Raw genomic sequence first — 15086 nt, 5'->3', positions numbered from 1 at the left:
TCGTTCTAGGTTGCGATAATTGCAATTCATCCTGTCAACAAAATTTGCTACAGAATAGTATTTTTTTGATAATGGAAGACTGGGCAGGCTGACAGAGGTGACTGAAGATATAAAGAGCCAGCAGTCACACCGCGGGAATTCGAGAGATTGAACTTCCACCGAATCCCAGCTGCGGATTCTTGGTCTAATTAAAATCCAGAGGATAAAGTAAACTGGAATACCTGGGTATCATCGTGTTTTTGTTTATTCAATGGTTTAGCAACGCTAAACGCCAAGGGACCAAAGGGTGAACGCCATTCAACAGACACACCAGCTGAATAGCGTAGTGGGCCTGAATCAGTACCAGACAACGCAGGAGGAAGTCCATTCGAATATACGTTACCAAGATCAGCAAAGACTGTAGTTCGCACAGTATCACGGCTTAAGGGATAAGGCAGAATCAATCCAGCACTTCCATTAACTAACAAGTTACCACCAAGCGCGTTGCGATTGTTATCTTTAGGACCCAGTGAATAGCTATCAAAACCACGCACCTGTCCAGGATAAGCAATACCCCCGGCATAATAGTTTTCGAAGAAGGGTAACCCGCTATCATTAAAGGAGTCTCCAAATCCGACATTACCTAAGATAGTAAAGATAAAGCCTTTAACAAGCGGTTGATAAACACGCGTCATGTACGAGAGTTTATAATAGGACAAGGAACTGGATGAAGCGGGCAAAGCAACCACAGCTCCTGCCTGTTGGTTCCATCCTCTGGTCGGATAAGGCATCTGATCATAAGTGTTGCGGTTCCATCCCGTATTTAAACGAAGTTCATGGAAATTACGTCCATTTTGAATTACGAAATTCTGAATTTGCCATACAACACCAGGCGATTTAATGCGTAAATCCTGGTAACCATAACCAAGTTGTAAGCTGCTATATTCGCTGAGCAAAATGTTATAGTTCACATCGCCACCAAAGCGATCTGCAGAGTAGACAGAGATATCTTTTAAATGCTTAGGATCAATCGTTTGGTAATAAAGATTAAATCCGCGACCAACGCCTGTCTTAGTATAGAAGGGGTTATAGTAGTTGAATGAATAATCTCTACCCCAATAACTGGCGTTAAAGCCAAAACCCACTGAACGCCCGGTTCCCATAAAGTTATGCTGGTTAAAGGCCGCACTAAATTGAGGACCATTTGTACCATAGCCTAAGGAAGCTGTAGCTTCCGCAGAAGGCGCTTCTTCTACTTCCACATCCAAATCAACCTGGTTATTCGCCCCAGGCACAGGTGTTGTTTTTACATTCACATTCTTTAAGTAACCTAAAAGGCGCATTTGCCGTTCGGACTCTTTGATATTGTGCAAAGAAAGCAATGACCCTTCATTCTGGCGGATAACATTGCGTAATACATAGTCAGCAGTCTTGGTATTACCTTGGAAGTTAATTCGACGAACATAAACATGGCGTCCTGGTTCAACCATGAAGGTGATAAATACTGTCTGATCGTTCTCGTCAATTCGCGGGTCAGCATTAATTGCAGGGAAACCATAACCAACATCGCCCAAAGCTAAACCAATTGCAGAAATACTCTCGGTAACCTTTTTCCTTGAAAACACTTCGCCTTTTTTAACTTGAATAAGCGCATCAATTTGTGGCTTGGGCAACACCGCATTTCCCGAAACTGCATAGCCTGAAAAACGGTATTGAGGCCCCTCTTCAACATGGATGTTAATAAAGACATCCTTTTTATCAGGCGATAATAGAACTTGCGAAGAAACAATTCTGAACTTCAGATAACCACGGTCAAGATAGAAAGAACGCAAAGCTTCTAATGAAGCATCCATTGCAGCCTTGGAGTATTGATCCTTTTTCGATAAATAAGTGAATATGCTGGAGGTAGACAAAGACATCTCTGGCATTAATTCATTGCTGGAAAAATCATGGTTACCAGTAAATTTAATTTCTTTGATACGTGATACACGACCTTCCGAAACCGTTGCGGTTATGGCAACACGGTTTTCGGTGAGAATAGTTACGTTTGTTTCAATTCGGGCATTGTATTTCCCGCGGGCATTGTATGATTGCTTTAATTCCTTCTCTAGGCGTTCCAGCGAAGAGCGTTGGAATACACGCCCTTTTACCAAGCCTAGTTGCTTGAGAAGCTCTTTCATTTTATCAGCAGGGATTTCTTTGTTGCCAGTAACGGTTACCGAACCAATAGTTGCCCGCTCAACAACATTGACAATCAGGGTATTGCCTTCTCTCTCAAGCTCTACTGCTTGGAAAAAACCAGTGTCGTATAAAGCTCGGATAATCTGTGCCGTAGAGGCAGGACTAATCTCTTCACCCACTTGAACTGGCAAATAGTTTAATACTGTACCAGTACTAATTCGATGCAATCCGGTAACTTTAATATCACGAACTATAAAACCATTTGCTGCACTTACCTGTAATGACCAGGCCAACATTGTTGAACAACAAATACCCAATACAATTTTTCTACTGACTTTTTTCATTATTATATTTTGTCCAGTACATCAAATCTTGTCACCGAGTTCAAAGGAAGCATTATGCCCTTCTCGCCCAGCGAAAATAAAAATTGCAACCCTTTTATAGGAACTGACTGACCCTGTCAAGAAATTGAATAAAGTGAAGGTTCCTGTCCTATCACTGAAAGATTCATGAGAACCCCTAGCAGTGAACTGTGCTGAATACATACTTCAATTTTATCAATTCGTTAAGCGCGATATATCATTAGATAACGCCAATAACATTAATCCCACTAAAAAGATTAGTCCCATATAAATACCTATCGATTTTACGCCGTCGGTAAGTGGTTGCCCACGAATAAGCTCGATAATGCAGTACAATAAATGGCCCCCATCAAGCATCGGGATAGGTAATAAATTTAACACTCCGAGGCTAATACTGACCAAAGCCAAAAAAGACAGGTAATAGGTTAAACCACTACGGGCAGATTCTCCAGCACCTTGGGCAATTCCTACTGGCCCACTTATACTTTGCATTGCTAATTTTCCAGTAGCAAAACGACCAATCAAAGAGAAGGTAGCGCCCGTCAATTCTACTGTTTGCCGAAAAGCAGTTCCCATTGCATCTATCGGCCCTTGTCGTTCCAGCCGAAGCCATTGTTTAGGCCAATTTACAGCCTGTGAACGTAAGCCAAGAAAACCTTCATTTTGTCCCTTATCACCTTTGGAGCCAATATGAAGACTAACTGTCTCATCTTGCCCCTGACGATTAAGCAACAAGGATAATTGCTCATTGGGATGCAACCTGACAAATTCAACCAAGTCCAACCAATCATCCAATGGTTTTCCATTGAGTTGTTTAATAATATCGCCTTGCTTAAGCCCAGCACTCTGCGCAGGCGTATCTGCTACAACCTCACCAATCACCGGTGGAATTTTAGGAATAAAAGGCACGATCCCCAAACTACCTAGTGGGTCAGGTTTTTTTGAGTCAAGCTCCCAATTAGCAAGTGGCAATACTAAATTCTTTCTCTGGGTATTGTCCAGTGACTTTACAGAAATAGGAATCTCAGCCTGACTTCCTAGCAGAGGCATCAGAGCAAACTGGAAATCACGCCAACTATTTATTGGCTTATTATCCAGAGCCAGAATTTCTTCTTTCGCCTGTAATCCTGCCTTCGCAGCGATACTTCCCGGCTTCACATCATCAATCATCGGTGCTAAGGATTGGATACCAATGACTAGCACCAGCCATAAGGCAACAAAAGCAAAGATGAAATTAAAAAAAGGACCCGCGACAATGATAGCAATACGCGCCCAAACTGATTTGTTATTAAAAGCTAAATGACGCTCATTAACAGGAACCTCTCCTTCGGCCTCATCAAGCATTTTCACATATCCCCCTAGTGGGAGCAGGGACCAAGCGTACTCAGTTCCACGCTTGTCATACCAACGAGCCAATACCTTGCCAAAGCCGAAAGAAAACCGCAGCACTTTAACGCCGCATAAACGAGCAACTATAAAATGTCCAAACTCATGAATGTTAATCAGTAACAAAAGCGCCAAAAAAAAATAAAATAAGGTTGATACCATATTTATAATCCCGGGGTTATTAACACCAACCCACAATTGAATAAAGGTAAGGCCGCAATGAGGCTATCCAGACGATCAAGCACACCACCATGGCCAGGTAATAAATGGCCAGTATCTTTCACTTTGCTACGTCTTTTCAGCATAGAAATAAACAAATCGCCTAGCACAGAAATAAGGGTAGTGAATACTGCAATCAAAAACCATCTAAGTGGATATACAGGCTGAAAATAGAAATAGCCTCCTATAGCAATAAGCATCGATAGAATAAAACCACCACAAAGTCCTTCTATTGTTTTTCCAGGACTCACCTGAGGAATCAACTTATGTTTGCCCCATTGCTTCCCGGCCAGATAAGCGCCAATATCTGCTGCCCAAACGATAAACAGCAAATAAACAATTAAGTCCTTGCCCTGATTCTGATGATAGACTCTGAGCATACTTTGTGCAAATAAGGATAAGAGTATCACTCCTGCAAGAAAAATAACCCAGGGATAGCCCCACACAGATTGGAATTTTGGAAAGTTAAGTACAGCAACTAGAATAGCGCCCCAAAGGATCAACCCCAAAGTAAGCCAATAATCATAAATATAATGACTTAGCCAAGTCCCTATAATTAACGCAGTAATAAAACCTAATTTCAATCCCAGGCGACTAATAGGAATCAATGGCAGCCATTCAAGCGCACAGCCTAGTAGCAGCAACAAAACCAAACCAATAAAAATCCAGCTATTTGCATAATAAATAGCAAATAAAACAAGAGGAACTAGGATTAACGCAGTCAACAGTCGTTGTCTAAACATGATCTGCCTCACTTAATTGCTGTGATGTCTTACCATAGCGCCGCTCTCTCTGGCTAAAACTGGCCAAAGCCTTTTCAAATTCTTCCGCATTGAAATCAGGCCAGTGTATATCAGAAAAATAGAGTTCGGCATAAGCAAGCTGCCAAAGGAAAAAATTAGAAATCCTTTGTTCACCGCTGGTTCGAATAAATAAATCAGGATCAGGCAAACCTGCCGTGCTTAAAGCCTGTGCAAATACTGTTTCATCGATAGCTTCTATATTAAGTTCACCAGCTGTTACTCTTTTTGCTATTGTCTTGGCTGCTTCAACAAGATCCCACTTGCCACCATAGTTAACTACAAGATTCAAAATTAACTGTGTGTTGTTTTTTGTCAAGGTTTCAGCGTCGCGCATTTGTTCCTGCAATGCGGGAGAAAGAGGATTTCTATCACCTGTAAATCGCAACGAGACCCCGTTCTGATGCAATTCGTCGATTTCTGAATGCAGGGCATCCATAAAAAGCTGCATAAGAAAAGTTACTTCCTCTTCTGGCCTAGACCAATTCTCACTACTAAAAGCAAATAAGCTAAGAACCGGAATCTGATGTTCAATACAACCCCGGACAACAGCCCGCACCGCTTCAGCCCCTGCGCGATGCCCTTCAACCCGTAATAAACCTCGGCTTTGTGCCCAACGCCCATTACCATCCATCACTATAGCAATATGCTGGGGATCTAATTCATTCAACCCAATTCATCCTACAACTCAAAATGGCGAATAGTCTAACTGCTTTGTAGAAAAATATTAAGTCTTATGCTGTACAAAGCCAAAATTAACTTTGTTCCGGGCAAAAACTTGTAATCTCAGAAAAAATTCGAATTCCCGCGGCTTGACCGCGGGATCTGACCGTGGTGAAAGCTACATGACCCCGCGGTCAAGCCGCAGGGATTCGGAATGAATTAGAGGATTTCTATTTTTTGTCCCATACAAAGGTCATCCCCAACAAAACTCGCATTTTGAAGGAGCTTGGGTAATAATCAGGACTTTTTATATTCAGAGATTTAAGATGCTCAAAAATACACCGCTCGTCTTAATGATTCTTGACGGCTGGGGTTACAGCTCTAACCAAGAATACAATGCTATTAAGGCGGCAAAAACCCCTCAATGGGATGAGTGGTGGCTTAGCAGACCTCATATTTTGCTTGATGCCTCTGGACATCAGGTTGGTTTACCCGATGAGCAAATGGGGAATTCAGAAGTCGGCCACATGCATATTGGTGCTGGGCGCGTAATCAATCAAGATTTTACTTGTATTAATAAGGCAATCGCCAATGGGGAATTTGCGAAAAACCCTGTTTTCATCAGTCTTATCAATGAATTAAAAGAAAGCGGCAAAACCTTACATGTCATGGGCTTGCTTTCGCCAGGCGGCGTGCACAGCCATGAAAATCATTTATTTGCTTTTCTTGCATTTTGTGCCGAACATCACTTCAATCAAGTCTCCCTGCATTTATTTCTCGATGGACGAGATACGCCTCCTCAAAGTGCCCTGGAAAGTATCGAAAAGTTAAATCAGCAGCTTAAGCAATATCCAGTCGCTACAATCCGTTCAATTTGTGGGCGTTACTTTGCTATGGACCGTGATAAACGTTGGGAGCGTATATCTCCTGTCTATCATTTATTAGCTGATGCAAAATCTAACTATCATTTCGATATGGCAGAAGAGGCAATAGCAAGTTTTTATGCAGAAAAGAAATCCGATGAATTCATTCCACCAACCTTAATTGGTGAAGCCAAAGCAATTGAGGATGAAGATGCAGTTTTCTTTTTTAATTTTCGTGCTGACCGCGCCCGTCAATTGACTCAAACCTTTATTAATGATGCTTTTAGTGGCTTTATTCGTAGCAAGCAACCTACACTGTCTCACTTTGTCAGCATGACTCGTTATGCTAAAAGCTTAAACACTGAATGTGTATTCCCCCCATTAACCCTGCGTAATACCCTGGGAGAAGTTATCTCCGCTAATGGGATGACCCAATTACGTATTGCGGAAACAGAAAAATATGCTCACGTTACCTTCTTTTTTAACGGTGGTAGCGAACAGGTTTTCCCTAATGAAGATAGAATCCTTATCCCATCCCCTGCAGTAGCTACCTATGATTTGCTGCCTGAAATGAGTGCTCCAGAATTAACCCGTGCTTTAGTCGACGCTATTCACAGCAAAGCCTATGATCTGATAATTTGTAACTATGCTAACGCCGATATGGTTGGCCATAGTGGTGACTTTAAGGCAACGGTCAAGGCGATTGAATGCCTGGATCGCTGCATGCGCGATGTTGGGCAAGCTCTTGCTGAGGAAGGAGGGGTATTATTGATTACCGCCGATCACGGCAACGCCGAAGCAATGTATGATGAGGGTACACAACAAGCCCATACAGCCCACACCTGCGAACCAGTCCCGCTCGTTTACATCGGTAATAACGATTGGCATTTTAAGGCAAATAAAGGTAGCTTAATTGATGTTGCTCCGACTATTCTTGCCTTGCTTGATATTGAGCAACCTGCTGAAATGACAGGTAATGTATTATTGACTGAAACCCATGATCTTGAGAATTAACGAATTATTTAACAGACCCGGTAATTTTGGCTGGGGCAAAGCAAAGCGATTAATGAATAAGCTTCTATTTATCGTTTTCTTTGCCTCATCGCTTGTTTGGGCAGAAAATTCTTCTTTAGTCCAAACAAAGAGCAAGCTCAAAGCACTTGATACACAAATTCATAAGCTCAGACAAACCTTAGCTTCAGCCAATGATAAACGTGGCCTGCTGAACCAAGAGCTTGCTGGTACCGAGAAGCAAATTGGTGAAGGTGTGCATCAGTTGCGAATTATTCAGCAAGATATGAATTCGAAACAACAGAAAATTAGCAATCTGCAACAGCGTGTCAATGAGCTAAATAAGCAACTAGTTGCTCAACAACAGTTACTCGCCGAACACATCCGCACTCGCTATAAAATGGGGGAATACCAACCGCTCAAATGGCTACTTAATCAGGATGAACCTTATACGATCAGCCGCTTGCTTACCTTTCATCAATATTTAGTGCAATCAAGGCAGAAGATCATTGATCAAATTGATGCGACCACGCGTAATCTCACTTTAAGTCAAGATACGCTGAAAGAAGAACTCCATGACCAACAACAATTGCAACAACAACTTAATAAGCACCAGCAAGAGCTTGAGCGCAATAAACATTATCATACGGCAGTTATTGAGTCGCTGAACAATGAAATTCAAACCAAGCAACTGACCTTGTCTGACTATGAGCGTGATAAAAAAAATCTATCGAATTTACTAAAATCATTAGCCGTACAAAGTATTATACAGACAAGACAACCTTTCACTCAGATGCGAAAAAAATTACCACGCCCAGTTCAAACTGAAAGGCAATCTATACAAAAAATGAACCAAGGACTGACATTTTTTGCCGGAGAAGGAACACCAGTTACTGCCGTTTATCCTGGCAAAGTGGTCTTTAGTGATTGGCTAAAAGGCTATGGTTTATTATTAATCCTTGATCATGGCCAGGGCTTCATGACATTGTATGCCCATAATCAATCGCTGTTTAAGCAAAAAGGAGCAACAGTGATGCAAGGAGAGCAGATTGCAGCTGTTGGGCACAGCGGTGGTATAAAACAAAACGGACTATACTTTGAGGTGAGGCATAGAGGTAAGGCTGTACCCCCACTTGATTGGTTGTCATAATTTGCCCCTGGCACTTAAATTGCAGTAGAGAAATTGATACCGGAAGGAGGCCGCTTGCTGCGCGCCAAACTTACCCAAGGAGAACAGTATGCATAAGAATCGTTTCTATAACGGCGCCATGGCAACATTGGTCACAACCGCCCTGCTTTTCCCAGTCCAAGCATTTACAGCAGAAGAAAGTAATAGCGGAACCTCACAAATTCCGATGGAAGACGTACAGCGATTTTCTAATGCAATTGGTGAAATTAAAAAATACTATGTCAAACCTGTTGACGACAAAGAGTTATTTGATAACGCGATCCGCGGCATGCTAAGTGGACTTGACCCACATTCTACCTATCTTGATGAAGACGCATTCAAAGAACTGCAAACGTCTACCAGTGGCGAATTTGGCGGCTTAGGTATTGAAGTCACAATGGAGGACGGCGTGGTTAAAGTCGTTACTCCTCTCGTCGACACACCAGCCTTTAAAGCCGGTATTAAAGCTGGCGACTACATTATTAAATTAGGCTCAAAATCAGTGCAAGGTCTCAGTTTGAAAGATGCTGTTGACCTGATGCGCGGTAAAGAAGGATCAACGCTTGATTTAACTATTCTGCGTAAAGGTGAGAACAAACCTTTAGTCTTCTCCCTGATTCGTGAAAAAATTTTGATTAAGAGCGTGAAAAGCAAATTGCTTGACGATGGCTACGGTTATGTTCGCCTTACCCAGTTCCAAGCCTTGACTGGTCAAGATATGGAAAAAGCGATTAATCAGCTCAAACAACAATCTGGCGGAAAATTAAAAGGTCTTATCCTTGACCTGCGCAATAACCCTGGCGGCCTATTAGATACAGCAATTCAGGTTTCTGATGCATTCTTAGCCAGTGACAAAAATGGAAAACCAGAGATGATTGTTTACACTCAAGGACGTCTGCCTGGCTCGAAATTTACTGCACTGTCAACGAATACTAAGGACATTTTGAATAATGCACCCATGGTTGTATTGATTAACAACGGTTCCGCCTCTGCATCTGAAATTGTTGCCGGTGCGTTAAAGGACAATAAACGAGCTATTATCCTTGGCACTCAAAGCTTTGGTAAGGGCTCTGTCCAAACTGTATTACCACTTGATGACAAGAGAGGAATCAAGCTGACAACAGCCTTGTATTACACACCATCAGGGGTTTCTATACAGGCTAAAGGTATTACACCTGATATCGTTGTAGAAGAAATAGAAGTACCTAAAGCCGCAGCTAAAAGCGATGCCTTTGCTGGCTTTAGCGAAGCTGACTTGAGTGGTCACTTGCTCAACAGTGATCAACAAACCAAAAACTCGAATGAAGCGGTTAAAGATGATGACACCTTGCTGCACGAAGATTATCAACTTTATGCTGCTTTAACTATCTTAAAAGGTTTGGCTGTCGCTAAACGCTAAACAAAGCTTGATTAATTCACTACAAGCCCCAAGCTTGTAGTGAGTTTTTTTATCTGGGCGAGGTTTCCCCATACTTGCAATGACGGCATTTTGTTCCAATCAATCAGTAACCTGGATGCAGCGAAGCAAAATCCGAGAGCAGTGAATTTTAAATGAAACCTTGATGCAGCACAGCGTAATCAAGGTTTTCCTTAGATAAGGATATTCATCAATTAAGCGTTGTGGGTTGGAGCACTGCTCCTGCTTAAAACCCTTATCTGTAAGGCTTTTAGACACTTATGTAGATACCTATGGGCTTGACCACGGGAATTCGGCTAGCTCTAACAGGATGGCTAATTTTTGAGAAAACTTGTTAATCTCTCTATAAATTAGATATCATTGTGCGCATTACCCTTCCAATCTGTTATCTCATGCTCCAAAATACAATAATTAGAATTATCAGTTTACTCATCACCCTATGTTCAACCGCTCACTCTCAATCAACATTTAGCCTAGTTCCTATCACGAAAGCCCCTTTAGAACTTGCAGGCAATGGTATTGCGACTGCCCAATATTAAGTGGCTGGATTGGTCATACTGGTAGCTCTCTGGGATATCAATCTCTTGCTATGTATCATCCGGCAACTGGCTCGGTGGTAGTAATCTTAACTAATACAGCACCCAGTGCTAGTCATGTACCCACCAGTACCTTTCAGGAATATGCGACTATTTTAAATTAGCCATCAAGTAGGTCACTCGACATTCCGTCATCCAGAGCGCAGCGAAGGATCTCCTAAATGAGGCATTGTGCTAATCCCGGAGATCCTTCGCTGCGCTCTGGATGACAGGCTACGTTGGGGGATGAAATTCCTTACTTAACGTCAGTTAGGGATAAAACTCATTTAAATCTATCAGGTCGAAACGGTGTCGGGTTAGTAATCAAATCCTCCCCGGTCATCATTTCAGCAAGCATACGCCCAGTTACAGGCCCCAGAGTCAAGCCATGATGTCCGTGGCCAAAAGCAAACCAAAGATTAGCATGGCGAGGCGCTGGGCCAATAATTGGTAACATATCTGGTGTACAGGGTCGGCTACCCATCCAGGGAGAGCCCTCGAGTCGGTTAGTAATCGGAAAAAGCTTGCGGGCAATAGGCTCAACCCGCATAAGCTGTACCGGTGTCTTTTTGGAATCACGACTGGCAAATTCTGCGCCCGTAGTTAAACGCACTCCCTGAGCCATCTGCACGAGCAGATAGCCATATTCAATATCGAGAACCGGATGATTGAGTTTTACTTGGGGAGTTGCGCCATAATGCATATGGTAGCCACGCTTCACTGCTAGAGGAAAATGATAACCAAGGCGCGAACTTAACACATCGGTCCAGGGACCCAGAGTAATCACAACATCCTTAGCCCTAATATTCCCTTCGTCTGTTTTAACAGACCAAGGTTCTGTCAACGTGAATGCATCTCCAATAAAAAATCGACCACCAAGTTGGCTAAAGTATTTAGCGTAGGCTCGAACCAAAGCCCCGGGATCACTAACTGATTCTGACTCGGTATATCGCAAAGCAGATAGCAATGTTTGCTGCAGATCCGGTTCAATCTGCCTCAAAGAAGCTGCATCAAGAAATTCATATTTGGCGCCGTATTCAGCCAGGCATTTTTCCGCAAACTCTAACTCTCTATCTTGTTTTTTTGCAGTTCTGAAAACCTTTAACCATCCTCCAGGTCGGATTAAGTGCCTGCCACCAGCCACATCAGCCAGTGCGTGATGTTCTCTAACACTGTGCTGAATAAGGGTCGCATAAGAACGAGCAATCTCAGCATGACGTAAGGGATGAGAATTAAACCAGTATTTCCAAAGAAAAGGCGTTAGTTTTAACATTGCCCGTGGGTGATATCTCACTTCAGGAGAACGATTAAATGCATACTTTACCAAAGCAGCAATATCTCTGGGGAAGGCATAGGGATAGACACCTTCACGCTGAATTAAGCCTGCATTGCCGAATGAGGTTTCGTTCCCTGGCTGCTTCAAATCGACCAGAGCCACCGAACGCCCACGCATTTGCAAATGAGTTGCTACGGACACCCCAACAATACCCCCACCCAACACTAAGACATCAAATTTCATAGAATTTATTCTCCTTGTCCGAGTCTTTTACCTCAGCGATCATTTCAGCACTGAAGCAAGCTACGCAAAACCAATGCCTCGAGATCTAGCGTTTAATTTTTGCCTTCCTTATGAGACAATTGCGCCTCGCTAATCAACTTGTATTCCCATGCGACTTTTAAAGCTCTTCGCCTTGCTTCTACTCCCAACCTACCAAGTATTCGCTGACTCAACAACAGCTGTGAGTAACTATTTTAATTCCATCAAAACAAGACCCAATGCACTCTATGCCTTTTTAAAGGAAATGCCTAAGGGTGGCGAATTACACTATCACCTAGCGGGAGGAGCTTATCCTGAAACGATGTTAGCACTTGCGGCTAAAGGTGATTATTGTCTGGATAAGCAAACCTTTGTGATGAGCAAAAAAGTTGAACGTTGTATTGGTATTAGCGCGAGTGAGCTCACAGAGACACCCCTGCTCTACAAACAAACTATCAGGGCTTGGTCACTGCAAGATTTTGTTGCTGGTCAAGAATCCAGTGATGAACATTTCTTCGCAACTTTTTTCAAATTTATGCGGGTGCTTGCTGATTATCGACCCGAGCTACTTACTGAAATTATGCAGCGAGCAGCAAACCAGCATGAGCTTTATTTGGAAGTTATGATGCTACCCGACAATGCAAAATCGACAAATTTTGCCCCCAAAGAGCTCAATCAGGATAATTTTGCCGCTGCCCGCAAAGACTTACTTGCGAACAAAGATTTCAGCAACAATATCCAATTTACCGTTGATGAAACAAAACGCATCTTGCAACAAGCCCGTAAAAATCTTGGCTGTGAAACGGCCCCCCAACAAGAAGTCTGTAACCTAACTGTCAAATTCCAATACTATGTATTAAGGGAGCAGCCCCTTGAGAAAGTCTTTGCTCAAGCACTCAATGGCTTTGCCGCCGCCGCAAATTCACAGGACCTGGTCAGTGTGAATTTAGTACAAGCTGAGGATGGCATTATTTCACTGCGTGATTATCACAAGCAAATGCAAGTCTTCAAATTTTTACATCAGAATTATCCTAATGTGCATATCAGCTTACATGCTGGTGAGTTAGCCCCAGGAAGAGTTGTTCCTGAAAACCTGCGCTTTCATATCCAAGACGCAATTCTCACAGGTCAGGCCGAACGGATTGGTCATGGGGTCGATATTAGTTACGAAGACAAGGCTGAAAAATTACTACAACAAATGGCTTCAGATAAAATTGCTGTCGAAATCAATTTAATCTCTAATAAAAAAATTCTTAATATTTCCGGCGCCCAACACCCACTCAATGAGTACCTGTTGCATCGTGTACCTGTAGTTTTGTCTACCGATGATGAGGGAGTTTTGCGCACAGACTTAACCCGGCAGTATGTTGAAGCAGCGCTAAACCATCACCTAGATTACCCCACTCTAAAAATGATTAGCCGCAATGCTCTAACCTATAGTTTCCTGCCGGGTAAAAGCTTGTGGCTGAATGCTGATGAGGCTACACCACAAAATGCTTGCCAAAATCTTAATAGCCCAAGCTGTCTACAATTTGTCAATGAGAATGAAAAAGCCAAATTACAACGGCAATTAGAGCTTGAACTCGATAAGTTTGAAAGCAGCTATGCCGCCTCTTCGTGACTTGTTCTATAAATTCAGTATGATAGATCTACCTTAGCCCAACGGGATAACAAATGAAAACACGGAGAGAGGTTCTGGAAAATCAGCTAAGCCAAGTAAAGGAAAGTATTAAGAGGTATAAGGATGACCTAAAGGATTTTAAAGATGGTCCTGGGGAGCGCGTTCTGTTTTTTACCGCTGTTAATGGGCAAATAAATACTCTTAAAAATAGAAAGCAAGAATTAAGAGCGGAATTAAAGAATCTACCCGATGAAGAGCCGCCCTCTCTTTCTATCTCTGGCTTTTAACTGCAACTCATCGACTCTAATTCTATATCCATCAGCTCATCTTCTGGCTTGCTATCTTTCTTGGAGTTTAAGTTAGCGGCCAAAGCTTCCGCGATTAATGATTTAGCCTTTTTTACAATAAGACCATGGCTGACAGATACCAGCCGTTTAGAACCCATTATTGATAAATGCGACTCGTCATCCAACATAGTCAATGAATCAGGGTGTTTTTGTACATATTCGCGGACATAACATTTTTTCGGCTCAACTATCCAATCCCAGGGTGCCACAAAAAAATGATACTCTGCCTTAGAGCTCAAAACTTCTTCAGCAGCAGTCTTCAAGTACTTAGTGGAAATAGCCATTTCCCCAACTGACTTTGAAAATGTAGTTAGTGGCCACAACGCCAAATAAGACCCCTGATAGGGAGTGGAAATATTGAGTACCAAATGAACCTTGATGCCATATTCGGCGCTAAGCTTATCAATACGCTGTGCATCAAGCCCTCCTCTTGAATGGCCTGCCAAAACAACGTGGGTATCGCCATTTGCCACAATCTGCTCGATAAGATCTATAGCTTGGTCTTCAATGGAACTTCCGGTAAAACGGTTTGAAAAACTAATGATACGGATTTCAGAGATAATCTCAGGCAAGCCTTCAACCATTAAATCCACACCAAATTGTTGAAAACTAGCAGGAAAATCAGCCGTACCATGGAAACAGTAGATAGCCAGACCATTCTTTCCTAATGTGGGCTCCAGTGCTGGAGGCATCTTAAATTTAGAGTTCTTAAGATAATATCCCTTTTCTGAAAAAAGCCATTTAGAGCTATGTTCAATCGCGCCACAAGTACTGCTAAACATATTTTCGCCTCCTGCGTTTTGAAATACATCTTACAATAGGAAAAGCTAATTCGTAATAGGTCAGGCTTGGCTTAACAACCCAGCTTACGTTCCTTGCAACGGGGCTTAGCTATTAGAAAAATTCGAATTCCCGCGGCCAAGCCGCGAGGATTCAGAATGAGTATGAGGATTTTTA

At 42.5% G+C, this 15086-nt stretch carries 11 protein-coding genes; 5 read left to right on the top strand and 6 right to left on the bottom strand.

Features of this window, described 5'->3' with window-relative positions; genetic code table 11:
- Positions 1-188 precede the first annotated feature (188 nt).
- The 4 genes from bamA to BN1094_RS05115 all read right to left on the bottom strand — a co-directional run bounded on the left by bamA (position 189) and on the right by BN1094_RS05115 (position 5597).
- Positions 189-2504: an outer membrane protein assembly factor BamA gene (bamA, locus tag BN1094_RS05135; RefSeq protein WP_043873238.1), complete on the bottom strand. Its 2316-nt coding sequence runs from the start codon at positions 2502-2504 to the stop codon at positions 189-191.
- Positions 2505-2717: 213 nt separating this feature from the next.
- Positions 2718-4070, bottom strand: coding sequence for an RIP metalloprotease RseP (gene rseP / locus BN1094_RS05125; RefSeq protein ID WP_043873236.1), 1353 nt, complete (start codon positions 4068-4070; stop codon positions 2718-2720).
- Positions 4071-4072: 2 nt separating this feature from the next.
- A complete protein-coding gene (locus BN1094_RS05120) occupies positions 4073-4870 on the bottom strand; it encodes a phosphatidate cytidylyltransferase (protein ID WP_043873235.1) in 798 nt (265 codons plus the stop codon).
- Positions 4863-5597, bottom strand: a complete 735-nt coding sequence (locus BN1094_RS05115; protein WP_043873234.1) for an undecaprenyl pyrophosphate synthase — start codon at positions 5595-5597, stop codon at positions 4863-4865. The genes BN1094_RS05120 and BN1094_RS05115 overlap by 8 nt, the downstream gene beginning before the upstream one ends.
- A gap of 319 nt (positions 5598-5916) precedes the next feature.
- Here BN1094_RS05115 and gpmI point away from each other — a divergent pair, with 319 nt between their 5' ends.
- The 3 genes from gpmI (at position 5917) to BN1094_RS05100 (ending at position 10031) form a co-directional block, all read left to right on the top strand.
- A complete protein-coding gene (gene gpmI, locus BN1094_RS05110) occupies positions 5917-7467 on the top strand; it encodes a 2,3-bisphosphoglycerate-independent phosphoglycerate mutase (RefSeq protein WP_043873233.1) in 1551 nt (516 codons plus the stop codon).
- Positions 7468-7519: 52 nt separating this feature from the next.
- Positions 7520-8614 (top strand): murein hydrolase activator EnvC family protein, encoded by a 1095-nt coding sequence (locus BN1094_RS05105; protein WP_043873754.1) that lies wholly within the window; start codon positions 7520-7522, stop codon positions 8612-8614.
- Positions 8615-8732: 118 nt separating this feature from the next.
- Entirely contained in the window at positions 8733-10031 is a 1299-nt protein-coding gene (locus BN1094_RS05100; protein WP_425411907.1) for a S41 family peptidase, read from the top strand.
- A gap of 876 nt (positions 10032-10907) precedes the next feature.
- On the opposite strand, the gene BN1094_RS05095 is transcribed toward BN1094_RS05100, so the two are convergent.
- Complete coding sequence (locus BN1094_RS05095; RefSeq protein WP_043873231.1) at positions 10908-12143, bottom strand: NAD(P)/FAD-dependent oxidoreductase; 1236 nt, start codon at positions 12141-12143, stop codon at positions 10908-10910.
- Between the two features lie 148 nt (positions 12144-12291).
- Between BN1094_RS05095 and BN1094_RS05090 the strand changes: the two genes are divergently transcribed.
- A complete protein-coding gene (locus BN1094_RS05090) occupies positions 12292-13782 on the top strand; it encodes an adenosine deaminase family protein (protein ID WP_052403141.1) in 1491 nt (496 codons plus the stop codon).
- Positions 13783-13835: 53 nt separating this feature from the next.
- Positions 13836-14069, top strand: coding sequence for a hypothetical protein (locus BN1094_RS05085; RefSeq protein WP_043873230.1), 234 nt, complete (start codon positions 13836-13838; stop codon positions 14067-14069).
- On the opposite strand, the gene BN1094_RS05080 is transcribed toward BN1094_RS05085, so the two are convergent.
- Entirely contained in the window at positions 14066-14911 is an 846-nt protein-coding gene (locus tag BN1094_RS05080; protein WP_052403140.1) for a lipase family protein, read from the bottom strand. The genes BN1094_RS05085 and BN1094_RS05080 overlap by 4 nt on opposite strands.
- Positions 14912-15086: the final 175 nt, after the last annotated feature.

Origin of the sequence: Legionella massiliensis (genome assembly GCF_000756815.1) — a bacterium.
Lineage (GTDB): Bacteria > Pseudomonadota > Gammaproteobacteria > Legionellales > Legionellaceae > Tatlockia > Tatlockia massiliensis.
The sequence above is the reverse complement of the archived record's forward strand: the minus strand, read 5'-3'. Positions and strand labels throughout refer to the sequence as shown.